Source organism: Arenibacter algicola (assembly GCF_000733925.1).
Classification (GTDB): domain Bacteria; phylum Bacteroidota; class Bacteroidia; order Flavobacteriales; family Flavobacteriaceae; genus Arenibacter; species Arenibacter algicola.
This window is the reverse complement of the sequence record NZ_JPOO01000001.1, coordinates 896,260-918,805: the sequence shown is the minus strand read 5'-3', so window position 1 is coordinate 918,805 and position 22,546 is coordinate 896,260. Positions and strand designations below refer to the sequence as shown.

Here is a 22,546-nt window from a genome sequence, read left to right as displayed (position 1 = left end):
CAAAAAGCTATCATGGACAGATATTTTAAATACGATAAACCTTGCACTGCCATTTGATATGCCAGTGAATTAAAGGCATTCCCAAAAATGAAAGAAGAAAAGGATTTGCGGCTGAACGGAATTACCGTCGCCCGTCTGACCAATTTTCATATTAAACATGACAAACAAACTATCAAGGAAGTATTTAAAATTCCGTCGTCTACTCCCATAAGTACATCCATGAACCATCCAAATCTATCACCGTAGTGCTTTTTATTTTGCATATTATTTTTTACTCTCTAAAAATTCAACGGCTAGCTTTTCCAGGTTTTGCAATCTGGTATAGCAATAAAAAATTCCTACAGGCGTTACCAAGCAATTTTACCAACGAACATTTTACGATTGCCTATGCATCGTTAATAACGACTCTCGATTCTTTAGCGGTGGTGTTCCTGAAATTTTCATGGAATGTTCTATCTCAAATAATTAAAGACCACTTACTATAATCCTATTCCCAGAAGCGGTAGAGTTCCCTCACCTGTTACTTGTGCACTTCTGGATACAATTATTCATATATTTATCAAAAGTAATCGTAAATATGTTACTCAGCTTATTCATTTCTCAGTATGATTTTTTGGCCCCAAAGCATTTAACCAAGCAGAGAAATAGGAAACGCTAAAAGATATAAACTATTACGCTTAACTTTTTACTACAGCACAATTGTCCTATTGTTACCAAAGATAATTTTCATACTTTTGTAGTTGATGCAAAAACCAAATAAAATATCGGCATTTTTCTTTTTGGGCTTGTTTAGCCTAATGGTGCTGCATCAGGCATTTCCACATTTGCATCATCAGCACGAGGAAACGCATTCCCATTCAGATATTGCCCATACTGGCGAACACCATCATCACGATGACAGTTCTCACGAGAAAGAAGAATCCCCATACGGTTTCTTTGGGTTCTTTATGGATATGCACGTCCATTCCACGGTATCCAGCGATATTGTTGTACTTAAAAGGAATACCGTTGAGCGGCAGACTATCGTAGATGATAATGTGGTAAAACCTACATCTGATTTTCAGGAATTTTATGTCGTTGATAGTAGGCAAAACTCTAAACCGCCAATTTATCATTCACCCAACAATCATTTTAATCCTTACCTCTCATCCCTCGATTTACGGGGCCCACCATCTTTAGGTTAATCGTTTAGGAATACCTACCGCTAAGGTAGAAATCCTTTTATGCACTAAGATTAAACCTAAAATTTCAAACAATGAAAAAATATATCGTATCCGCGATTTGCGGATGCCTGTTCTTTGTTAATGGTTTCTCACAGGATAAAAACATTGGGGAATTGCTTAACGAAATAGAACAGAACAACACAGAGTTAAAAGGCTATCAATCGTTCATTGAAAGTCAACAGCTCGAAAACAAGAGCGCCAATAATTTACCCGACCCACAGCTTTCAGGCTATAATTTGCCATTTGGCGATAACGCAACGGGGAATTATTCCGAATATGAAATATCGCAATCCTTCGAGTTTCCGACGGTTTATGGTTCACGCAGTAAATGGAACGACTTAAAGTCGATACAACTGCAAACGTCCTATGCCAAAAAGCGGCAGGAAGTTTTGTTGGAAGCAAAATCGGTATTGATTAAACTCGTTTTCCTTCAAAAGCAGAAAGCCATTGAAACCAAAAGAAGAACCCAGGGCAAACAGGTTTTTGACCAGATTCAAGAGCTTTATGATAAAGAGCAAGTCGGTATTTTGGATTTGAACAAGGCGAAAATCGCTTGGATTCACGAGCAATTCGTTGTTCAACAGATTGATAGTGAAATCCAAATTGTACTGTCCAAACTCAAAACCTTGAACGGCGGAAATGCCATTGATAGCTTTACAGCAAGTATCGATTTACCTATCGAGGTGGCTACGGTAGAAACGCTTTGGCAAGAAAAGTTGGCAAACGACCCTTCTTTACAAAGTTTAAAGGTTACTGAAACGGCTTCGCTTCAAAAAGTAAAACTGGAAAAAAACAAGGTATTGCCCAATATGGCACTTGGTTACAATTATCAAGGTGTTAGTGGCAGTAATTTTTCGGGTTTTTATGGTGGTCTTTCCATTCCGTTGTGGAATAGCAAGAACAAGGTAAAATCGGCCAAAGCCGATTATGAGTACCAAAAATCGAATACTCAAGTCATTACCGCTTCGCTATATACCCAATTTCAGGAAACATACAACCGATACGAATTGATGCTTGAAAAATACAATGAGTATCAAACCACAATGGCCAACTTAAACAGCGAACAACTGCTCTTTAAGGCCTATATGCTGGGCGAATTTTCGTTTATGGACTACTATGTGGAGCTTCAATTCTACCGTAATGCATCTGACAGAATGCTGCAAATGGAAAAGGAAGTACAATTATTACAGGCACAATTATTAAAACATACTTTATAAACCTTAAAAACAAAGATTATGAAAATTACAAAAACAATATTCGCAATAGCAATCGCATCAACTTTTTTGGTAACCAGTTGTAGGGAAGCAAAAAAAGAGAGTACAGATGACCACGGTCACGAACACAATGAAGATGGAAGCCATATGCACGAGGAAGACATAGAACAAGAAGAATTTGAAGTAGGAAAAGATTCTATGGGAACAAAGGCAGATGACCACGGTCACGACCACGATTCTGACGGCAACCATTCAGATGATGATTCTGATACCCACAAACACGAAGATGGTTCTGAACACCACGACCATTAAAAAATCAAATACATACGAAAGATGAAATATATAATAATAGTGCTCGCCTTTTTGGCAATGTCATGCAATAACAAGTCAGAAGACGCACACGCACATAATGAAGATGGTAGTCACGTGGGCGAAGAAAATCCACGATTGAGCTATACTGTCTGGACGGATAAAACAGAACTCTTTGTTGAGTTTCCTGCGCTTATAGTAGGTAACGGAAGTAAATTCGCAGCCCACTTTACGGTTTTGGATAAACACCAGCCCGTTCGTGAAGGTTCTGTAACGGTCAGTTTAATAAAAGATGGAAAGGGCATCAGAAATAAGGCAAATGCGCCTTCGTCACCAGGTATTTTTTCGCCTGCCATACAACCGAAAGAAGCTGGAAACTATCAATTGGTTTTTGAATTGACAACACCAAAATATTCAGATAAAATTTCCATTGATGATGTAATGGTATATGCCACCACGGATGAGGCCATAAAAACTTTGGGTACGGAAGAAGATGATGCAGGAATCTCGTTCTTAAAGGAGCAAGCTTGGAAAATCGATTTTCAGACCGCACCTGTAATTTCGGGTAAAATTTACGATGTCATCAATACGTCCGGTGTTTGGATGCCATCGCAAGGTTCAACCAAGTCCTTGGCGGCAAAATCCAATGGTGTGGTAGATTTTAAGGTAAATAACCTTACGGAAGGTACAGCGGTAAAACAGGGTCAGTTGTTGATGAGCTTGAACAGTCAAGGATTGGCATCCAATAATTTAAGTACGGATATCGCTTCTGCTAAAGCGACATTCCAACAGGCCAAATCGGAATATGAAAGGAAGAAAGAGCTATACGAATCCAAAATAGTCCCAAAATCTGAATTTGAAAAAGTAGAGAGCAGTTTCGAGATAGCCAAAGCCAACTATCAATCATTGGTATCCGGTGTATCGGGCGGAAGTAAACAAATACGAGCACCTTTTGATGGCTTTATCAAATCCATAACTGTTTCAAATGGCGATTATGTAGAACAAGGTGTTACACTTGTAACCGTTGGGACGCATCAATCCAGAGTTTTAAAAGCGCAATTAGCACCCAACTACGGACTTGCGATGGGCAATGTACAAGGTATATGGTATCAGGATAATGATAACCAATGGAAAGACGTAACTGATGCCGAAGGCAAAATCCTTTCGATTGGTAAGGACGTGGAACGTGAAAACCCTTTGATTTCTGTTTTTGCAGAAGTCAATGCTACCGTCGATATGCCAATAGGAAGTCTAACACCTGTTCAGATAACGATGGGAAATGCAACACAGAACACAATGATTCCTATGAATGCTCTCTTGGAAGACTATGGAAGCTATTCAGTTATCGTTCAACTATCAGGCGAAAGTTTTGAAAGACGACCTGTCAAGATTGGAAAGCGTAATGGCAAAAATGTAGAGATACTAGAAGGTCTGCAAGTGGGCGAAGTGGTGGTAACAACTGGAGCGTATCAAGTTAAAATGGCTTCAATGTCCGGTTCTACACCGGCGCACGGCCACGAACATTAAAAACAAAGAGAAATGCTAAACAAAATATTATCAATTTCACTTCAAAACAGATTGCTCATTCTTTTGGGAGCGGTTGCATTGAGCGTTTTGGGAATCTATTATGCGCGTACTATGAACGTGGATGTATTCCCAGACCTCACGGCACCTACGGTAACCATTCTTACCGAAGCCCACGGAATGGAATCTGAAGAAGTAGAAAAATTAGTGACCTATCAACTGGAAACTGCCTTAAACGGTTCACCCAATGTAAGGCGAATCCGTTCCTCATCGGCGGCAGGTGTTTCCATTGTTTGGGTAGAATTTGAATGGGGAACGGATATTTACCGTGCCAGACAAATCGTGAGCGAACGTATCCCGATGGTTCGAGAGAACCTACCCGAAGGCATAGGAGCACCAACGATGGCACCTATTTCATCCATTATGGGCGAAATAATGCTCTTGGGAGTGACATCGGATAGCCTTTCACCAATGGAACTGCGAACCTTATCCGACTGGACCATCAGGCCGCGTATAAAAGCCATAGGCGGTATTGCAAATGTGGTAGTCATTGGCGGCGATTACAAACAATACCAAGTATTTGCCAATCCCGAAAAGATGAAGTATTACGACGTGAGCCTATCAGAATTGGTAGAACACGTTAAGGAAGCAAATCAAAATGCGCCCGGTGGTGTCATCAATCAATATGGCAATCAGTACATCATTAAGGGAAGCGGTAGAGCCTATGCGCTGGAAGAATTACAAGAAGCGGTTCTTAAAGAAGTGAATGGTCAAACTATTAAGATCAAAGACGTTGCAACCGTACAAATTGGTGCAGCTGATAAAATTGGCGATGGTTCATTAAACGCAAATCCCGCTGTGATTCTGACCATTTCTAAACAGCCCGATGTAAACACCTTGGAGCTGACAGACCGCTTGGACGAAGCTATTGCAGATTTGCAAAAAACCCTGCCCAAAGGTGTCAACATCAAAAGTCAAATCTTTAGGCAGTCAGATTTCATAGATGCTTCTATTAGTAATCTAAATATGACTCTTTTAGAAGGAGCTTTCTTTGTAATGATTATCCTGTTCATCTTTTTAATGAATTGGAGGACTACCGTTATTTCCTTGCTGGCTATCCCTATTTCATTATTGGTTTCCATCATCATATTAAAATGGCTGGGTTACACCATAAATACAATGAGTTTGGGTGGTATGGCCATTGCCATAGGAGCATTGGTAGATGATGCCATCATCGATGTGGAAAATGTGTATAAACGCTTGCGCGAAAACATCAGAAAACCGAAATCGGAGCGGGAATCGACCATAAAAGTAGTGCGTGATGCTTCGGTAGAGATTAGAAGTTCCATCATTATTGCAACCCTAATTATTATTGTATCATTTGTTCCCTTGTTCTTTTTAAGCGGAATGGAAGGTCGTTTGTTGCAACCACTGGGAATAGCATTTGTGACTTCGGTCTTGACCTCGTTGGTTGTTGCCGTAACCGTCACGCCTATTCTATGTTCCTATTTGTTGGATAACGAAAAACTTTTGAACAAGCAGGCAGAAGGTACACGCGTGGAGCGATGGTTACAAAAGCATTATGGCAACCTTTTGGAACGTGCCACAAGAATACCCAAAACCATTATTGGCGTAACTGTGATTGCCTTTCTGTTAAGTCTTTTAGTGGTCACACAGTTGGGAAGGAGTTTTCTTCCTGAATTTAACGAGGGCTCTTTGGTAATAAGTGTAGTCGGTCCACCAGGAATGTCTTTAGAAGAAAGCAACAAGACAGGTAAATTAATCGAAACTATACTATTGGATATGCCCGAAGTAGCCGTCGTTACAAGAAGACAAGGCCGTGCCGAATTGGACGAACACGCACAAGGTGTCAATGCTTCGGAAATTGATGTGCCCTTTATGCTTGAGGACAAAACAAAAGAAGAATTCTTTGAAGAAGTCCGAAACAATTTGAGCGTTGCACCAGGTGTCAACATTACTTTGGGGCAACCCATCGCCCACCGTATAGACCATATGCTTTCAGGTACACGGGCCAATATTGCCATAAAGATTTTTGGTTCAGATTTACAGCGACTGTTTGAAGTTGGTAAAAGCGTAGAACAGAACATCAAGGATATTGATGGACTGGCAGATGTTGCGGTTGACCAACAAATTGAAGTGCCTCAAATTCGTATTAAACCCAAACGCCAAATTCTCTCGGCTTATGGAATGACAGTTGGCAATTTAATGGAACAAGTAGATATCGCTTTTGCGGGGGAAGAAGCGGGCGAGATTTATGAAGGTCAGCAATATTTTGATTTGGTGGTTCGCTATGAAAAACCGTTTCGGGACAATATTGAGAACATCAACAAAACCTTGATTAGTTTACCAAATGGTGGACAAACCACGCTGGGCGACTTGGCAACCGTTCAATCGGTAAGCAGTCCAAACACCATCAATCGGGAAGATGTACAACGAAAGATTGTGGTCGCCGCCAATGTTCAAGGCAGGGATTTACGTGGTGCTGTTAACGAAATAAAGGAAGTCGTGGGCAACAATGTAAATATGCCAGAAGGCTATCGTGTACAATATGGAGGACAGTTCGAAAGTGAATCAAAAGCATCACAATTGCTTTTAATAACAGCCATCATCGCCGTAGCTATCATTTTCCTTTTATTGTATTATGAATTCAAGGACGTAAAACTGGCGTTCGTGGTATTGATCAATTTACCCTTGGCCTTGATTGGTGGTATCATGATTGTGTATTTTACTTCAGGTATCATAAGTATTGCAGCGACCATAGGTTTTATCAGTTTGTTTGGTATTGCCACACGAAACGGTATTCTCTTGGTCTCACGTTACGAGGATTTAAGAAAAGAAGGAATCCAAGGCTTTCAATTGATAAAGAAAGGTGCATTAGATAGATTGAATCCCATATTAATGACAGCCTTTACCACAGGTCTGGCATTGATACCATTGGCCTTAAAAGGTGGCGAACCCGGTAGTGAAATTCAAAGCCCTATGGCAGTTGTCATTTTGGGCGGTTTGTTATCAGCTACTATTTTGAATTTGGTGGTAATTCCTTGTGTGTATAAGTTGGTTCTGAAAAGGAAAAAATAGCAAACGGATTACAAATTAAAAACCTCATACCACGGTTGGAAGGTTTTTTAGTTAGTATCTCAATAAGTGTGTAAAGTAAAAAATATCGAGGGTCGCGACCCCCGATATTTTTTTTGTTTAATTTTAAATTTTATACACTCATGAAGAAAGAAGATTTTCTAAACGACGATTTTTTAAAGCAATTCAAGACAGGGACGAACTCACTTCATTTCTAAAATCCATCCAAAAACGTGGCATTGAAAAAATGCTGGAAGGAGAGCTTGATGCTCATTTGGATTATGATAGGCACCAACAATCCGATAAGAGCAATACCCGAAATGGATATGCTTCAAAGAAAGTAAGGACCTCACTGGGCGAGACGGACATAAAAGTCCCAAGTGACAGGGAGGCCCCCTTTAACCCAATTCTGGTCCCCAAGCGTACCAATATGGTCGATGGGATAGAGAATGTCATCATTGGCCTGTATGCCAAGGGCATGAGCAATTCGGACATAGAAGAGCAGATCCGGGAGGTTTACGGCTTTGATGTTTCCACATCCACCATATCGCGTATTATGGACAAGGTGACCAATGACATCGTAGCATGGCAGAACAGGCCACTGGACCCCGTTTACCTGATCACCTGGATGGACGGCATCGTTTTTAAGGTAAGGGAGAACTCCAAAGTCATCAACAAGACCATGTACATCGCCATTGGCCTTCGCCGGGACGGTAAAAAAGAGGTTTTGGGGCTGTGGCTGGGCAAGAACGAATCCGCTGCCTTTTGGATGTCCGTACTGACCGATATCAAGGTAAGGGGCGTACAGGACCTGCTCATTACCGCCACTGACAACCTGAACGGCTTTACCGATACCATCAAGAACGTGTTCCCGGAGTCCAAGACCCAAATCTGTGTGGTCCATCAAATCAGAAATGCCTGTAGATACGTGGTATGGAAGGAAAAAAAAGAGTTTACAAAGGATATGAAGAACATTTACGATGCACCTACCCAGAGCGCAGCAAAGGCCGCCCTGGAAGACTTTGCCGAAAAATGGGAGCACAAATATTCCTATGCCATTAAAAGCTGGAGGGACAACTGGGAAGAGCCTACCACCTTTTATGAATTCCCCTTGGAGATCAGAAAAATTATCTATACCACCAACCTTATTGAAAATCTAAATGGAAAGATTAGGAAATACACCAAGAACAAGCTCTCGTTCCCTACAGATGAAGCAGTTATGAAGTCCACTTTTCTAGCTCTAAGGGAGGCCACGAAAAAATGGTCCATGCCAATCAGGAACTGGGGAATAATCCTAAATCAGTTTTTGACTATATTTGAAAAAAGGGTCCAACTTTAAAAAAAGTCAAACCCTCGGTTTTTTAATTTACACACTTTAAGGGATAGTGTCGTTTTTTATGTATTAATTTTATAATCCTACTCAGCACATTCCCCTAAATTTCACGAAAAGTTACATTACGGGCAAAGAGCTTCCCTACAAATTATCTTGGACACAATCCCCAATTTTAGCTTTCCATTCTGCTAACCCTTTCCGATGATCCGGGAAGAAACCCTTTATTACCAATTTATATCTTTGAAATTAAGTCCGTTATACATATCCTACTTCAAACTTCTTAAAAACCCCTTAAAATCTTTCGTTTCATAATCGGCCATACCTTTATGTGTCAAAGCCAGATTTCCATCGGCATCAATTACATAAGTTGTAGGTAAGGCGGATGATTGAAACATAGCGGGAAGATTACTTGTAGGAGAGTAAATGGGTAAATCATATCCCTTACGTTTATCAAAAGCTTTAGCCTTTTCGAAATCATCATCGAATGACAATAATACAAAAGCAACTTCATCGCCCATTTCCTCGTGCAATTTATCGATGCTCGGCATTTCGGCAATACAAGGCGGACACCAAGTTGCCCAAAAATTCAAAAATATGACCTTGCCTTTAAATTCTTTCAATGAGCTTGTTTTGCCTTCAACGTCAATCAATTTTAGGTTTAAATCTGATTTGGTAAGATTTGGCATTGATGCCTTATCATCGTTCTTGTCATTGTTTCTTACCTGCGCAATTTCTTCTACATCAGGATTCATCAAACCTGTAGCAAGTAATCCGCGTTGCGCGAAACCTATAACTTCGGTATGTAAACCAGTTACGTAAAGTGTAAGGGCCACTATGGCAAAAATTCCGTATTGAATCCACGTTTTCTTTTTGTTCTTATTTTCTTTCTTAGTATTCATAACTTTAATTTTTATTGAAATTTATAGTTTGTTTTGGGTACGGTCGAAAAGGAATACGTGCCGAGATATTCGCAATAGGCTCTTCCTTCCAAGGTGGGCGAAACTGGCGAATTTTTTTTGAGATATTCCTCAACAACCTCGTGAATGGTATAATCCATTACTTCCACATCTTTCACATTAGACATCCTGCACAAATTATCTATTGGGTCGCCTGGTCGTACGCAAGCAGAAATCGTGTAGAATTCGTCATCTTTCATAGGCTCGCCGTTGACCATTATTGCTGAGATACGGTTTCCACGTTCGTTTTGACTATTAAAATTAACCTTCATTCCAGAGAACCGAACCAACCAGCCGCCAAAACGTTCGGTTGGGTTTTGGGAAAAGGCATGGTGCATTTCCTTTTCTAACCAATCTTTTATTTGTTTACCAGTCGCCTTTCCTGTTTTTACTTTTTCGTTTACAGGTAGTAAATTCCAAAGATTTGCACGAGTAATAGGTGCAGGCTTTCCGTTTTCCGGAACAATAGGGCTACCAAATCGAAAGCCGTTTGAGATAGAAATATCAGCACCAGTTTTCCAACGTGCGGCATCGGTAATCATATTATCCATAGGGTTTTCAACGGTAAGATAGCGATAAATAGGTGTCTCGGTGTACCCAATCACTGTTTCCAAATGGTCTTCATAGGGCGCTTTTGCCTTATCAACAAGCGCCTGTACTTCCTTATCAGCTGGAAAAATCCTTGGGTCAACATCAATAAGTTCATAATCATCATCCACCAATATGCCATCCACAAAATGCAAGGTAAGTTTACCAACAAAAGAACCAAATGCACCCGGTTCGGTAACCTTTGCGAATTTGCCTTGTATAGGTTTGCGCACGCGCTCGTGTGTGTCATTCCCTAATATGTAATCTACACTTTCTGAAATAGTATTGTTGGCAAGTTCTACCTGTTTAAAAACACCAAGATGCGTTACTAAAAAAAGTACATCCAAGTCTTCATTGACCTTTAAATCATCCACTTGCTTTTTCAAATCATTGGTAAGACCACTAAAGGCAATCCCTTTACTAAAAATTGGATTTTGTCTAACGGGAACATCAGGATCGTTTATGCCCATAAACCCAATACGAACACCTTCTATTTCTTTAACAGAATAAGCGGGAAACAAAAGTTCTTCGCTTTTTTCGTGGTACATATTCTGTGCAATGACATCCGTGCCATATCCCTGCATCACATCTATCATCATGTCCTTGCCGTACACCACTTCCCAGTTACCCGGGATGATGACGTCATAGCCCATATTTTTGATGAGTTCTGGCATTACCTTACCTTCAGACAGAGCCGTGTAACCACTGCCTTGTATTAAGTCGCCACCATCAACAATAATTGTTCTATTGAGATTTTTTTGTCGTTCCAATTTAAAGAGCGTCTTAATATTGGCCAGACCGCCACGATTTTTAAAAAGTACGTTCTCGTTTTCCCAAAAAAGTTCGGGATGTGTATCAAGCTGTCCGTGTATATCGGCAGTTTGTAACACAGTAATGCTCAAGGTGTCTCCTACAGGATCGTTTGTTCCCATTCCATTCGGTTTTGCTGTTTTGCACGAGACCAAAACCAATAGTATTTCAATTATCGAAAGAGCTGCAATGAAACTTTTCTTAAATATTTTCATAATTATAGGCTTAAACTTTTATATCCTTTTTTCTGAAGTTGAAGGTTGTATAGAATACCGTTTTCGACGGTTTTCATTTCTTTGGGTACTTTCGTTTTATCAACCTTGAATTTATTGAGCGAAAAACCACAGGCCACCAATTGTACACCAGCATTTTCAGCTCGCTCTATAAAGTTGTTCATTTTAGAACTATCTGTAATATCGCCAATTTCCTTGCCGCAAATGATAACTTCAAATTGACCAAAATTGCTACCATCTACTTCTTTTAATGCTTCCGCAGTTAAAATTATTGGCTCTAATTGTGGCACCTTTTTAGTGAGTACCACATAATTATTTTTGTTTGTATCTACAGTGTTTTGCCCTAAAGAACTACAACTCGTAAAAAGAGTCATTACTATTACTACTGTACTATTAAAAATTGTTTTCATTTTTATTTATTTTAAAAGGTTATTGGTATCATTCAGTATAAAAAAAAGAAGTCCACCGAGAATTGCTATATTTTTAAAGAGTGGTCCAAGGGTTGTAATTTGCCCTACTTGAACCGTTAATGTGATGGGTATTAAAACCGCCATCAAAACTATTGCCGCCCATTTGGTTTTATATCCTATCAAGAATATAAAACCTGCTGTTAGCATTACGATACCAGAGATAATGATTAGCCACTGAGGTTCGCCAAAGAAATAGGCAATACCTTTAAAACTGGCTTGTTCAATACGTTTGGCAGTTTTCTCTATGTTAAACAAGTGATTAAAACCTGCAACAATAAATATGCCGCTCACCAATATGCGTAATAGTTGTATGGAACGGCGACTGATTAAAATTTTTGTCGTCATTATAAATACGTTAAATAAAATTGATTTTGTGCGGTGTCTAGCCGTACTATTTCCTTTGATTTAATTGCTTAAGCTCGAAAAAATATTACGGCAGCACCGACTTTTAGTTTTTAAAAAGTAATGGATTTAAGCCAAACGAGGTGGTGGAGAATCGTTATCTAAATAGCGATAACTTAATATTGAAGAAAAATGTTCGTTGAAAATTGCTGAAGGTATTAAAATATTTGTTTCCCAAGAGAAAAGTTCAAAATGAAACTGCGAGGTACAAATACCACTTAACATAATAACTTGTGACGCGCTAAGATTAACTTGCGAAAAATCGATTGTTTTGTTTGTCTGTTTCGGGGAATTTTTCTTTTTACAATTAGGTTTTACAAAAGATATGTCATTTCCGTTGAACAAAGCGTTCAACCCATTTGCATCAATGACGATAAATTTCGCCATAAAGATGAATGTAAGAAATAACGCTATGTAAGTTTTAGATTTCACAATTGATACAAAAATAAAAACAATATTAAAATATGTCTGTAACCTATGTTACTTAATCTAAAATAATTCAAAAAGAGTAAGTACTTATGTGAAAATCAAACTCATTAGAAACAGCTTTTTTGAATAAATAGATTATCTTTTTGACACTTGAAATGCCCAAACTATTAGAGGAAAGCCCACACCACTTATTGCACTTGTGATATTTGCTTTGTTGCTTGTAGGAAAACAATTCGGGATGTCATCCAACCTCAGAACGGCTTGTGCAGCAGTAGGTGCAGGAAAAGCGACTGAAAAACTTCTTTTCGGTAATTGCGCTTCATTACAAAAGATCTTGGACACAATTTCCAATTTTAACTTTCCATTCCGTTAACCCATCTGCACATTCAAAAAGTCTAATTGTTTTAATTCAGTTATTTTGTGAGAAATTTTAGCTTAAATGGAAAAACTGACAGAAAATAGAACCTTTGAATTACTTAAGCCTCATTTGGTTCAACAAGGCTATAAAATAGAAAGTTTCAGCTTGGGCCAAACGAGAGGATATGATATTGTAGCTGTTAAGAATGGCAAAAAATTATTAATAGAGGTAAAAGGTGCAAAAGCACATAAAGATTCGCCAACCAAGCGACGGGATTATTTCAACTCTGGACAGATTAAGACCCACTTAGGCAAAGTAATCATTAAATGCTTGGAAACCAAAGTTGCGTTTCCAAATGCAAAAATTGCCATTGTGCATCCCGAGGATGGACAAATAAGAAAAGCAATAGCAAGTATTATTCCTAAACTGAACAAGATAGGCATACAGCATTATTGGGTTAATACCAATGGAACAGTAACTCTTGAAAAATAATTCATTTTGGATACAGCAACGAATTCTAAACTATCCTCTTTATTTAATTTCTTAAATGAAAACAGGGATTATAATAAAAGGGTTCAATCAAACTCTTACAATCTGTTTATAGCACCGTTCGATTCACTTGAAGATAAACTGTATTCAGTTCTTCATCACGTAGTGAACCCAAAGTCAGCCTAAAATTGATACACTCTCGTCTTTTTTTCAAAAAGTAAATTCGAATCAATCTCAGCTACATAGTTTTAAGACATTCATCGATTTTCTAACAGATGAAGCAAGAAATGTCCATAATTATGAATTCCTTTACAATGGTATGTTGAGACAAAAAAGGTTGGGGTAATAAAACATCTGCATTGTTTACCAAAACCATTTATCACTTACATAATGGTAAGTATGGACTTCAAAATTAAATATGGGACGATGCGCCGAAAGTCATTGACAAAGAAGAAAAAATCTTCTTGCCTGTCGATGCGGTAATTGAAGCAATTTTCCATCGTATTGGGCCATCCACTAAATAGAATTTCCATAAAATAAATAAAGTACTACAGGATAATTATTCTTCTGAAGAAATAGTAGTTTGGGATGACCTTTGGTTCTGGGGATTTATAAATCAACGTGGTTCGGGTATGACAAGAAAATTTATCCGGAACGAGCCAAAATATTGGGCACTTATTGAAACAGCAAAAGATGAAACATCAATTAATAAAATAAAAGATGTATCAACGAGATTTCTAAAAATCTTTAACAATAGTTAATTCCATTCCCACTTCATCCGCTGCAATCTCACCTCATTGAATTTATCCAGCAACGCAACACCTAAATCAGCAAATACGGCTTACAGTAATTTGATTTAATTTAAAATGAGCGAACCGTATAGGGACCTATCCAATTTGTTAAAAACCAACCTCCCAAAAGCATCAAAAATAAGTGCTGATCCCGAAATACCATGTAGCGGTTCTTGAAGCTGGATTGTTCAAAATATCCTTCTGCCATTGGTATCTGTAATTAATCCTTAGAACGGTCTGGGGTGATGGCCTGAAGCTCAAGGCAGGGGTCAAGGCGAATAGGTCATCTCCAATATCCGTATTGGTCTGGGCAAACTTCCCGATATTGTAATCCACATAATCCGTTCGGAGCGACAGGTTCAGTATTGCCTCTTCCCCATCGAGTATTTTCGTTTTTAACACCGGTTGGATAATATCGACAAAAAAGCCTGCTTGTTGATTTCCAAATTGCTGTGTGAAGTTATCCGGTACATCCACCAAAATGTAGGCCATCTCTCCAATTAGCCTTGTTCCGGTTTTATTGATGGTCGTATTTAGGTCTAAAGCCAGTACATCCACCCGCCTTGATCCAGTGTCGACTTGAAGGCCGTCTATTTCCTTCCTGTTGTACGCGCCTCCCATATAAGAGATACCCAGTTCTCCTATTTTACGATGTTTAATTGCCAATTTTCCATTTAAGAGCGGGCTCCCACTAAAATTATCCTCAAATCGCGCAGAATTTTCCTTGACAGCCGCTAAAAAAGTTCTTTCTTCTTCGTTATTGATAATGCTTGTGTCAAAACCATTGGTCAGATACGCTTCATATCCCAAAGTCCAATCTCCCTTGTATGCCTTTCCGTATATGCCGAAACCAGCATTGGAGAAAGTGGCGGGCAACAAATTGGTACTAACATCCGGCCGCTCTACAAACTCCCATTTCGGACCGTCGTGATTTTGATTAAATGAGCCTATGGGATTCAATACAATTCCCCCTCGAAGGTTAAGTAGGGGATGTAGGGCGATATCCATCGAGGCGAACTCAATGGCAATTTCCTCGGTTCCGTTTTCAAATTCCAGCTCAGTCAAAAACTTAATGCGCTTGGATATGGAAGCCGAAACGAAAAGTGTCAATCGCCTGGCCTGAAAAGAGAGCCCTTCAGACAATCCATCCTCAATGCTATAGATGGAGTTCGCCTCCAGATAACCTCCCAGATTGACGGGAAATTTGTCGAAAGTCAAAAATGGACGGTCATAGACCGCATCCATATTCATCGATGTCTTGGTACTGTCTTTATACTTGATTTGGGCGCTAATGGTCGAAACGCAAATATGAACCATGAAAAGTACAGCGCATATTTTAGGAGACATGTACATAGATATTTTCATTATCGGTTGTTATTGCGAATGACTTCAAGTTTTCTTCTGCAGGCCCTTGCAGAACGTGACCCAAGCGGTCAAATTCACTACCATGACAAGGACAATTATATATACCTCCGCCAATATTGAGTTCACAGCCTCGATGGGTACATTGCATTAAACTGGCCGTATAACCTTGATTCTGAGTTTTGAATATGCCTATGGGATATTCCATGGAATCGCTTTGGATGACCACAAAATCACGCTCTATTTGTTTCCCTCCTTTTATCTGTTCAAACTCACTCTTTGAAATCCTCAACACTCCTTCTTCCGTTATGAAGGAGGCATAGTACAGGCCCGCACAGCTGTGGAGAAAAAAGGTGGAAGCTGGGAGGGCTGTGGCTAGATACCCTAAACGTTTAATGAAATCCTTCCTGTGCATCTATAGGGAGTTAATGAATTTTATCAATTGTGACTTTTCTTCTGGTGCTAATGAAATGTACCGGGCCTTTGAATTATTTGCCTCGCCCCCGTGCATTTCTATGGCTTCCTCAATACTTGAAGCCCTTCCGTCATGTAGCAGGAACATTTGTCCGCCTTGGGAATTGGCGGATAGACCGATTCCCCATAGCGGTGGAGTTCTCCATTCGGAGGTCTCAACATTGCCCTCTGTAAATCCATCATCAAGGCCAGGGCCCATATCATGTAGCAATAAATCCGTATAAGGATGGAACTCCTTGAAAGACAAAGATTTAATGGGGTAATACCCTGTTGTCAGGGTCGGTGTGTGGCAGGCAGCACAATGTACCGATTGAAAAAGCTCTTTACCGGCAATAACATCTGGATCCATTTGGTTTCTTGAAATAGGAGCCTTAAGGGTTTTAAGGTAAAACACCACGTCGTTCAAAGTTTTGGTACTTATCTCCGGATCTACTTCGAGGCCACTGAACGGGTCAATTGGGTCGAAAAGGGAGGTTATCCCAATGTCTTGATTATATGCACCTACGGTTTGATGCAACAAATCATAGCTGTTGGCCTTCTTCCCAAACCTGAAGATATAATTGTCTCCCTGTGGAACACTGTTTTCCCGAATCTTTGTGAATTCGGGAGTAAGATTATAGTGTGGCCGTCCGCTAATTCCATCTCCATCTTCATCCATTGGGTCGGCCAAGGCCACGATTTCCTCATCAGGGACAGCATCCAACAGGCCCAATCCTGTTACCGCAGGTGCCACTAAAATGGAAAAGGGCACACCGTGGGGCAGGGTTTCAGGTTCAAAACCGGGTAAGGCCTTATTTTGAATTTGGTTCCTGCCATCGCCGATAGTTGGCATTGCAGATAAATCCAAATCATTATTGCCAAACCTAATTAGTTGATTGAAAGGATGGCCCTTGCCATCCCCTGAATGGCAGCTAACACAGCTAGTCCCTACAAATAAGGGGCCGAGGCCATTTTCAACAGTAAAGACGTCATCGTTAAAAGCTATGTCGCCAGCCAAAAACCGTTTTTGCTCGCTTATGGACAGGCCATCGATAGGCCCATCCAACAGATCAAATTCCATTGGTTCTTCGGGTCCCAAATTTTCACAGCCACAAAACAGAAATACTGATAGTCCAACGAAAACAAAAGCTATTTTAGACATTACTGTTAATTAATTTATGCTAATATAATTAAATTTTTAGATATGTCTAAATTATTTAATATAATGCAGAAAATCTTTGAAATGTTTATACCATTAGGTTAAGGAAATAATGTTATAGCAGCGAATGATTCCTTCAAGTTGACCAAGTGGTCTAAATCAACTTCATTTTCGAGACTATCTTCATTTAGCGCTAAAACTAAGTGTTTGATGGAAGTGTATTTTACGCTCGCTGGAACAACTAATACCGAGCAAGTTGTTGTACGACTTACTTTTTCACTTACCGTGCCTAAAAAAATTATTCGATTGATGAGTCTGCGCCTTTAGCGCACATTATTATCAAATCGGCTTTCTCATCTTTTGCTGTTTGATAAATGACAACTACGGTGGTGCCAAAATCAACAAAACTTTTGTAGTCCTTAGATGCGAAATCCAGAAAGCTTCCGAGATAATCCTTGAGTTTTTGTTTATATAATTTTTACTGGGATTCTTGGGTTCTCGAAACTGGAGCGGCCATAGCTGCCATTCCTATGGGCGTGCTCGATGGATATGCCACTGAGCAGGTGTGTACAAAAACAATTTTCGTTTTTAGTTGCTTCGATAGACCCATAACATAGTTTATCGTATTATTCGCTGCACGGGTAAAATCTATCGGCACCAAAATTGCCGTAGTTTTCATATTACTTTTGTTTTTATTATTACTTAAAAAGAAGGTAAAAGAAATATAGAATAGCATCTATAAAGTAAATGACAAGTAATACAATAAACATAGCAGCAAATATCAAAATACAGGAAACTTTATCCCGCTTTGCTATTCCAATACTCTTGGGTTTTTTGTCTTTTTTTGTTTGCCTTCTCTCCCTTCTATTCTTAGACATGGTCAATATTTTAGATGGTCAATTCACCTTTTATTCAGCGCCTTATTCATAGAATCGCTCTTTTTCTAGCGTAAAGGCTTGTAAAGCAAAATACTATACGTTCATCGACATGCAGGTAATGTTTGTGGCCACTTCCGGGCTGGCGGTAACGATGACAATGAATGCCACCCCTGCCAAAGCGGTCAGTCCCCATTGTTTGCCCAGTATCGTTAAAGGTGTCAACAGTTGGTCCGCACCACAATGTTCCACCCAAGCCACTAATCCTAATACTACTACCCAAAGCGAAATATTCATTTGTATTATTGACTTATCACATTTCTATTTCGAGGTTTCTTAAAGCTACTTCGACAATTTTAATATTCTTATGGCACCACGCATTACAAACGTGAAAACGATGCCTCCAATCACCAAATCAGGCCATTTGCTTTTAAGAAAATAAACCAGCACCCCTGCTACTATAACACCCCCATTTACGATAATATCATTGGACGTAAAAATGGCACTTGCCTGCATATGTGCCTCCTTACTTTTAGCCTTGTTTATTAACCAAAGCGAAATTAGGTTCCCCAGAAGGGCAAAGATGGAAACAATGATCATCCATTGGAACAAAGGTGTTTCGGTATCGCTAAAAAACCTTCGCAGGACCTCTGCAAACCCAAGCGTTGCCAATGCCATCTGAAAGTATCCGCTGTATTTGGCCACCTTCTTTTTTCTAGAAATAGCACCGCCTACCGCAAATAGGCTTAGCGCATACACGATGGAATCTGCCAGCATATCCAACGAATCCGCCACAAGCCCCATTGAAGAGGAAATCCAACCGGTGGTCATTTCGATAACGAAAAAGGCAAAGTTGATGCCCAAAACCCACCAAAGGATTCTTTTTTGTTTGGATTGGTCTTCCATTACGGGTGGTTCGGCTTCTATGGTTCCCTCTAAGGAATCTCCAAGTTTTAAGCTGACTATAGAGGTTTGTATCGCTTTGATACCGTCCACGTGATATACTTCTAATTTTCTGTTGGGAATATCAAAATCTAAATGTTTTACTTGAGAATAAGACTCCAGCTTCATCCGAATCATCTGCTCTTCTGAAGGGCAGTCCATTTTAGTTATTATAAAAGTGCTTTTTTTCATTATTATTTGTTACTAGATAATTTTCTTTAATGATGCATTTCGCCCAATTGATAGTGCTAATTTTTTTAATTCTCGTTACGAATCCGCATTTTCGATCACATTCCGAATGTATGTCTCAGCATCGCCAAAGGTGTTTAATTTTTCTGCCTCATTCTCTGGAATGGCTATGTTGAACTCGTTTTCAAACTCTAGCATCAATTCGACAATATCCAACATATCCGCCCCAAGGTCTTTCGTAAAATACGCTTCCGGTCTTATTTGATTCTGATGTATTCCAAATTTATGGACCAAGAGCTTGTTGAATCTTATTTTAAATTCGTCCATATGTACATGATTTAATTGTGTGATTCTATATATCTTTCCAAGAGTTACTTCAAACTATCCAAATAGTCCACGAACGAGTTGACGGAAATCTCGGGTGTTTCGCTATCTGCTATTGTAATAGGGTTTTCATCGGAAATCGTAAATTTTGTAACGGCCGTTCCATCATCAATCTGGTGAACTATGTCTTTTTCCTTAAACAACTTCATCGTTCTATAAAACGTGGTTTTATTTGCTGTTTTGTTACTTTCATTTTTTTTGATAAAGACCTTTTGCATTTCGTTCAAACTGTCTACAGACCTTTCTCTTGAGGTATTTATATATTTTCAACCTCATATCAGTTGGGTGTTTCCCTTTGGACAATAAAATTCTTTCCGTCTTTGTAATTTTATGTTCTTTCAAAAAACCAGATTTTTACAAGTCCGGATTTTCTAATCTTTTTTATAAGCCAAAAGACGCAGCGCATTGGCCACAACTACCAAGGTAGACCCCTCGTGAAATGCCACGGCCACCCCTATGTTGGCCCAGCTCAAAATGGTAGCGGGTATCAGCAGTACCACGACCCCAAGGCTTAACCAAAGGTTTTGCTTGATAATGGCCTTTGCCTTCCTGCTCAAGCCAATGGCAAATGGCAGGGTTTCCAACTTATCGGCCATAAGGGCAACATCGGCTGTTTCCAAGGCCACATCGCTTCCTGCGGCACCCATTGCTATACCTACGGTACTGTTTGCCATTGCGGGTGCATCATTAACGCCATCACCTACCATTGCTACCTTGGACTCTTTCTCCTTCAATTCTTTTATGGCATCCACCTTTTCCTCCGGCAATAGGCTCCCCCAGGCATCGGTCAATCCTATTTCTTTTGCCACGGCATCGGCTACTTTTTGGTTATCGCCAGTAAGCATAATCATACGTTTGATACCGATTTCCTTCAATTTTTTGAGGGTTCTCTTGGCGGCTTCACGAGGGGTGTCCATTAGGGCGATGATGCCTACATATTCTTCATTCTTCCGAATGAGCATCGTAGTATTTCCCCCACCTTCAAGGCCACGGACTTGTGTGGTTATTTCTTCGGAAGGTGTACTCTCATCAAGCCCTTCGTACAGGTCGAGGTTGCCGACATAGATTTTGTCATTGCCCAATGATGCTTTTATGCCCTTGCCCAGCACGGCTTCCAAATTGGTCGCCTCCGGTATTTCATCACCTTTCAACCGCTCCTGTCCATCTCTAACTACTGCTTTTGCCAGGGGATGATCGCTTAGATTTTCTACGGCAACGGCTATTTTTAAAAGTTCGTTTTCAGAAATATCCCCAAGTGGAACCACTTCGGTAAGCTTGGGTTTTCCTTCGGTCAGGGTACCCGTCTTGTCAAAGGCAAGGGCGGTAATAACGCCCAGGTCTTCCAGAGGTCGCCCTCCTTTGATGAGCACTCCACCACGGGCGACTCTTGCCACCCCACTCAATACGGCGCTCGGTGTCGAAATCGCCAACGCACAGGGGCTGGCAGCAACCAATACTGCCATAGCCCGATAAAAGCTGGCACTAAACGGTTCATCAACGACCAGAAAAACAAAGAGTAACAGTACTACCAACACCAATACTGAGGGTACAAAATATTTTTCAAATTTATCGGTAAGCAACTGGGTAGGCGATTTTTGGGTCTGTGCTTCGTTCACCAGTTTTACCAAACGGGACAGTGTAGAATCCCTTGCTTCTTTGATAACCTTTATTTCAAGGGTGTTGTTGCCGTTAATGGTTCCGGAAAAAACGCGGTTTTCATCATTGATTTCATCATCGTCTGAATAATCCTTGGCAGTATCCTCCACGGGAACTTTGTCCACTGGTACACTTTCCCCTGTGATAGGGGCTTGGTTAACACTGCTTTTTCCATCGACCACAACCCCATCGGCAGATATTTTACTGTTCGGTTTGACCACGATGATATCGCCTATACTCAACTTTTCGATACCGACCTCTTCGGTCTTGCCATCTTTTTTTAGTAAGGCGGTTTTTGGTGCTAAATCTGCCAATGCCGCAATGGACTTCCGGGCCTTCTCCATTGCATAATGTTCAAGGGCGTGACCCAGACTGAACAGGAACAGTAACAAGGCACCTTCCGCCCATTCGCCCAGAGCAGCGGCACCAATGGCGGCGACCAACATTAAAAAGTCGATTTCAAAACCACCTTTGACCACAGTCTGTATGGCCTCTTTTGCTGTAAAGTAACCTCCAAAAAAGTAGGCACCCATGTACAGGGATAAGCTGACCCAATCTGGTATCGAGTCCACGTAGGACAATCCAAAACCCATTCCGAGAAGGGCACCGCAAATAATGGCGAATATAAGTTCGGTGTTCTTGCCAAAAATACCGCCGTGGGCGTGTGCCTCCCCTTCACCCTCCTTGTGGTCGTGTTCTTCGCCATCCTTGTGAACGTGGTCTTCGCTCTCGCCGACGTATTGATTTTCTTCCCTGTCCCGAGTACCTTCGGATTTTTCTTCACCCTTGGAAACTTCCATTTTTTGTAAATACGCTGCTGTACCAAGGGAAGGTTCGATAATGGTAAGCCCTTGCTTTTCTATTTTCTTTTTAATAGCCCCAAATCCTGTAATGCCCTTATCAAACTCCACACGTATCATTCCTGAGGCAGATGCGGAAACTTCCAGGACTCCATCGACCTCCTTGACTGCTTTCTCGATGGTTCGGGCGTGACGGGTGTGGCGTATCCCTTCCACTTCTACCAACCTATGCCCAAATTTATCGGTGATTTGGGCTCCCGTGGTCTCTGCCAAAGACTGTACCCTATCAAGGGAAATGACATCAGGGTCGTAATGGAAACAAAGCTGCGGAACACCACCCGCTTTTTCATGGGATACGTGCACATTATCAATGCCTTCACGTCCTTTTAGTTTATCGATGAGCCTGTTGACACAGGCATCTTTCTGGTCCGGCACCTGCGGAAGGACTACGGAAATTTTGATTTTTAGTTTTTTCATATCCTTAGTTGTTATGTACCCATG

At 40.4% G+C, this 22,546-nt stretch carries 21 protein-coding genes; 7 read left to right on the top strand and 14 right to left on the bottom strand.

Annotation, left to right across the window (positions count from 1 at the left end):
- Positions 1 to 743: 743 nt before the first annotated feature.
- The 6 genes from U735_RS0103890 to U735_RS0103865 all read left to right on the top strand — a co-directional run bounded on the left by U735_RS0103890 (position 744) and on the right by U735_RS0103865 (position 8,705).
- A complete protein-coding gene (locus tag U735_RS0103890) occupies positions 744 to 1,184 on the top strand; it encodes a hypothetical protein (RefSeq protein ID WP_031442568.1) in 441 nt (146 codons plus the stop codon).
- Between the two features lie 71 nt (positions 1,185 to 1,255).
- Positions 1,256 to 2,440, top strand: coding sequence for a TolC family protein (locus tag U735_RS0103885; RefSeq protein WP_031442567.1), 1,185 nt, complete (start codon positions 1,256 to 1,258; stop codon positions 2,438 to 2,440).
- Between the two features lie 18 nt (positions 2,441 to 2,458).
- Positions 2,459 to 2,749, top strand: coding sequence for a hypothetical protein (locus U735_RS0103880; RefSeq protein ID WP_031442566.1), 291 nt, complete (start codon positions 2,459 to 2,461; stop codon positions 2,747 to 2,749).
- Positions 2,750 to 2,770: 21 nt separating this feature from the next.
- Positions 2,771 to 4,273: an efflux RND transporter periplasmic adaptor subunit gene (locus U735_RS0103875; protein ID WP_031442565.1), complete on the top strand. Its 1,503-nt coding sequence runs from the start codon at positions 2,771 to 2,773 to the stop codon at positions 4,271 to 4,273.
- A 12-nt stretch (positions 4,274 to 4,285) separates the two neighbouring features.
- Positions 4,286 to 7,369 (top strand): efflux RND transporter permease subunit, encoded by a 3,084-nt coding sequence (locus tag U735_RS0103870; RefSeq protein WP_031442564.1) that lies wholly within the window; start codon positions 4,286 to 4,288, stop codon positions 7,367 to 7,369.
- A 181-nt stretch (positions 7,370 to 7,550) separates the two neighbouring features.
- On the top strand, positions 7,551 to 8,705 hold the full coding sequence (locus tag U735_RS0103865) for an IS256 family transposase (protein WP_455550044.1): 1,155 nt from the start codon (positions 7,551 to 7,553) through the stop codon (positions 8,703 to 8,705).
- A gap of 260 nt (positions 8,706 to 8,965) precedes the next feature.
- On the opposite strand, the gene U735_RS0103860 is transcribed toward U735_RS0103865, so the two are convergent.
- The 5 genes from U735_RS0103860 to U735_RS0103840 form a co-directional block, all read right to left on the bottom strand.
- Entirely contained in the window at positions 8,966 to 9,598 is a 633-nt protein-coding gene (locus tag U735_RS0103860; RefSeq protein WP_031442562.1) for a TlpA family protein disulfide reductase, read from the bottom strand.
- A gap of 11 nt (positions 9,599 to 9,609) precedes the next feature.
- Entirely contained in the window at positions 9,610 to 11,268 is a 1,659-nt protein-coding gene (locus U735_RS0103855; protein ID WP_031442561.1) for a bifunctional metallophosphatase/5'-nucleotidase, read from the bottom strand.
- A gap of 2 nt (positions 11,269 to 11,270) precedes the next feature.
- A complete protein-coding gene (locus tag U735_RS0103850; protein ID WP_031442560.1) occupies positions 11,271 to 11,696 on the bottom strand; it encodes a DsrE family protein in 426 nt (141 codons plus the stop codon).
- Positions 11,697 to 11,702: 6 nt separating this feature from the next.
- A complete protein-coding gene (locus tag U735_RS0103845; RefSeq protein WP_031442559.1) occupies positions 11,703 to 12,101 on the bottom strand; it encodes a DoxX family protein in 399 nt (132 codons plus the stop codon).
- 126 nt (positions 12,102 to 12,227) lie between these two features.
- Positions 12,228 to 12,545, bottom strand: a complete 318-nt coding sequence (locus U735_RS0103840; RefSeq protein ID WP_031442558.1) for a hypothetical protein — start codon at positions 12,543 to 12,545, stop codon at positions 12,228 to 12,230.
- 481 nt (positions 12,546 to 13,026) lie between these two features.
- Between U735_RS0103840 and U735_RS0103835 the strand changes: the two genes are divergently transcribed.
- Entirely contained in the window at positions 13,027 to 13,437 is a 411-nt protein-coding gene (locus tag U735_RS0103835) for a protein NO VEIN domain-containing protein (protein ID WP_031442557.1), read from the top strand.
- 920 nt (positions 13,438 to 14,357) lie between these two features.
- On the opposite strand, the gene U735_RS0103825 is transcribed toward U735_RS0103835, so the two are convergent.
- The 9 genes from U735_RS0103825 to U735_RS0103775 form a co-directional block, all read right to left on the bottom strand.
- Entirely contained in the window at positions 14,358 to 15,590 is a 1,233-nt protein-coding gene (locus U735_RS0103825; RefSeq protein WP_031442556.1) for a hypothetical protein, read from the bottom strand.
- On the bottom strand, positions 15,562 to 16,002 hold the full coding sequence (locus U735_RS0103820) for a QcrA and Rieske domain-containing protein (RefSeq protein WP_031442555.1): 441 nt from the start codon (positions 16,000 to 16,002) through the stop codon (positions 15,562 to 15,564). Before U735_RS0103820 ends, U735_RS0103825 begins: the two co-directional genes overlap by 29 nt.
- Positions 16,003 to 17,202, bottom strand: a complete 1,200-nt coding sequence (locus tag U735_RS0103815; protein WP_031442554.1) for a di-heme oxidoredictase family protein — start codon at positions 17,200 to 17,202, stop codon at positions 16,003 to 16,005.
- A 475-nt stretch (positions 17,203 to 17,677) separates the two neighbouring features.
- The gene (locus tag U735_RS0103810) at positions 17,678 to 17,878 is read right to left on the bottom strand and encodes an adenine nucleotide alpha hydrolase family protein (protein ID WP_031442553.1); all 201 of its coding nucleotides are present in this window, start codon (positions 17,876 to 17,878) and stop codon (positions 17,678 to 17,680) included.
- Between the two features lie 292 nt (positions 17,879 to 18,170).
- On the bottom strand, positions 18,171 to 18,371 hold the full coding sequence (locus tag U735_RS24425) for a hypothetical protein (protein WP_034247998.1): 201 nt from the start codon (positions 18,369 to 18,371) through the stop codon (positions 18,171 to 18,173).
- Positions 18,372 to 18,416: 45 nt separating this feature from the next.
- A complete protein-coding gene (locus U735_RS0103795; RefSeq protein WP_031442550.1) occupies positions 18,417 to 19,208 on the bottom strand; it encodes a cation transporter in 792 nt (263 codons plus the stop codon).
- Between the two features lie 75 nt (positions 19,209 to 19,283).
- Positions 19,284 to 19,532 (bottom strand): acyl carrier protein, encoded by a 249-nt coding sequence (gene acpP / locus U735_RS0103790; protein WP_031442549.1) that lies wholly within the window; start codon positions 19,530 to 19,532, stop codon positions 19,284 to 19,286.
- A gap of 44 nt (positions 19,533 to 19,576) precedes the next feature.
- The gene (locus U735_RS25920; protein ID WP_232233167.1) at positions 19,577 to 19,738 is read right to left on the bottom strand and encodes a hypothetical protein; all 162 of its coding nucleotides are present in this window, start codon (positions 19,736 to 19,738) and stop codon (positions 19,577 to 19,579) included.
- 222 nt (positions 19,739 to 19,960) lie between these two features.
- Positions 19,961 to 22,522 (bottom strand): heavy metal translocating P-type ATPase, encoded by a 2,562-nt coding sequence (locus tag U735_RS0103775; protein ID WP_031442548.1) that lies wholly within the window; start codon positions 22,520 to 22,522, stop codon positions 19,961 to 19,963.
- Between the last annotated feature and the right edge of the window lie 24 nt (positions 22,523 to 22,546).

Coding starts and splice junctions, on each gene's coding strand:
- U735_RS0103875 (WP_031442565.1), top strand. CDS start 2,771: ATGAAATATATAATAATAGTGCTCGCCTTTTTGGCAATGTCATGCAAT.
- U735_RS25920 (WP_232233167.1), bottom strand. CDS start 19,738: ATGAAGTTGTTTAAGGAAAAAGACATAGTTCACCAGATTGATGATGGA.
- U735_RS24425 (WP_034247998.1), bottom strand. CDS start 18,371: ATGAATATTTCGCTTTGGGTAGTAGTATTAGGATTAGTGGCTTGGGTG.
- U735_RS0103835 (WP_031442557.1), top strand. CDS start 13,027: ATGGAAAAACTGACAGAAAATAGAACCTTTGAATTACTTAAGCCTCAT.
- U735_RS0103885 (WP_031442567.1), top strand. CDS start 1,256: ATGAAAAAATATATCGTATCCGCGATTTGCGGATGCCTGTTCTTTGTT.
- U735_RS0103845 (WP_031442559.1), bottom strand. CDS start 12,101: ATGACGACAAAAATTTTAATCAGTCGCCGTTCCATACAACTATTACGC.
- U735_RS0103850 (WP_031442560.1), bottom strand. CDS start 11,696: ATGAAAACAATTTTTAATAGTACAGTAGTAATAGTAATGACTCTTTTT.
- acpP (WP_031442549.1), bottom strand. CDS start 19,532: ATGGACGAATTTAAAATAAGATTCAACAAGCTCTTGGTCCATAAATTT.
- U735_RS0103880 (WP_031442566.1), top strand. CDS start 2,459: ATGAAAATTACAAAAACAATATTCGCAATAGCAATCGCATCAACTTTT.
- U735_RS0103855 (WP_031442561.1), bottom strand. CDS start 11,268: ATGAAAATATTTAAGAAAAGTTTCATTGCAGCTCTTTCGATAATTGAA.
- U735_RS0103890 (WP_031442568.1), top strand. CDS start 744: ATGCAAAAACCAAATAAAATATCGGCATTTTTCTTTTTGGGCTTGTTT.
- U735_RS0103870 (WP_031442564.1), top strand. CDS start 4,286: ATGCTAAACAAAATATTATCAATTTCACTTCAAAACAGATTGCTCATT.
- U735_RS0103775 (WP_031442548.1), bottom strand. CDS start 22,522: ATGAAAAAACTAAAAATCAAAATTTCCGTAGTCCTTCCGCAGGTGCCG.
- U735_RS0103860 (WP_031442562.1), bottom strand. CDS start 9,598: ATGAATACTAAGAAAGAAAATAAGAACAAAAAGAAAACGTGGATTCAA.
- U735_RS0103810 (WP_031442553.1), bottom strand. CDS start 17,878: ATGAAAACTACGGCAATTTTGGTGCCGATAGATTTTACCCGTGCAGCG.
- U735_RS0103820 (WP_031442555.1), bottom strand. CDS start 16,002: ATGCACAGGAAGGATTTCATTAAACGTTTAGGGTATCTAGCCACAGCC.
- U735_RS0103825 (WP_031442556.1), bottom strand. CDS start 15,590: ATGAAAATATCTATGTACATGTCTCCTAAAATATGCGCTGTACTTTTC.
- U735_RS0103840 (WP_031442558.1), bottom strand. CDS start 12,545: ATGGCGAAATTTATCGTCATTGATGCAAATGGGTTGAACGCTTTGTTC.
- U735_RS0103795 (WP_031442550.1), bottom strand. CDS start 19,208: ATGAAAAAAAGCACTTTTATAATAACTAAAATGGACTGCCCTTCAGAA.
- U735_RS0103815 (WP_031442554.1), bottom strand. CDS start 17,202: ATGTCTAAAATAGCTTTTGTTTTCGTTGGACTATCAGTATTTCTGTTT.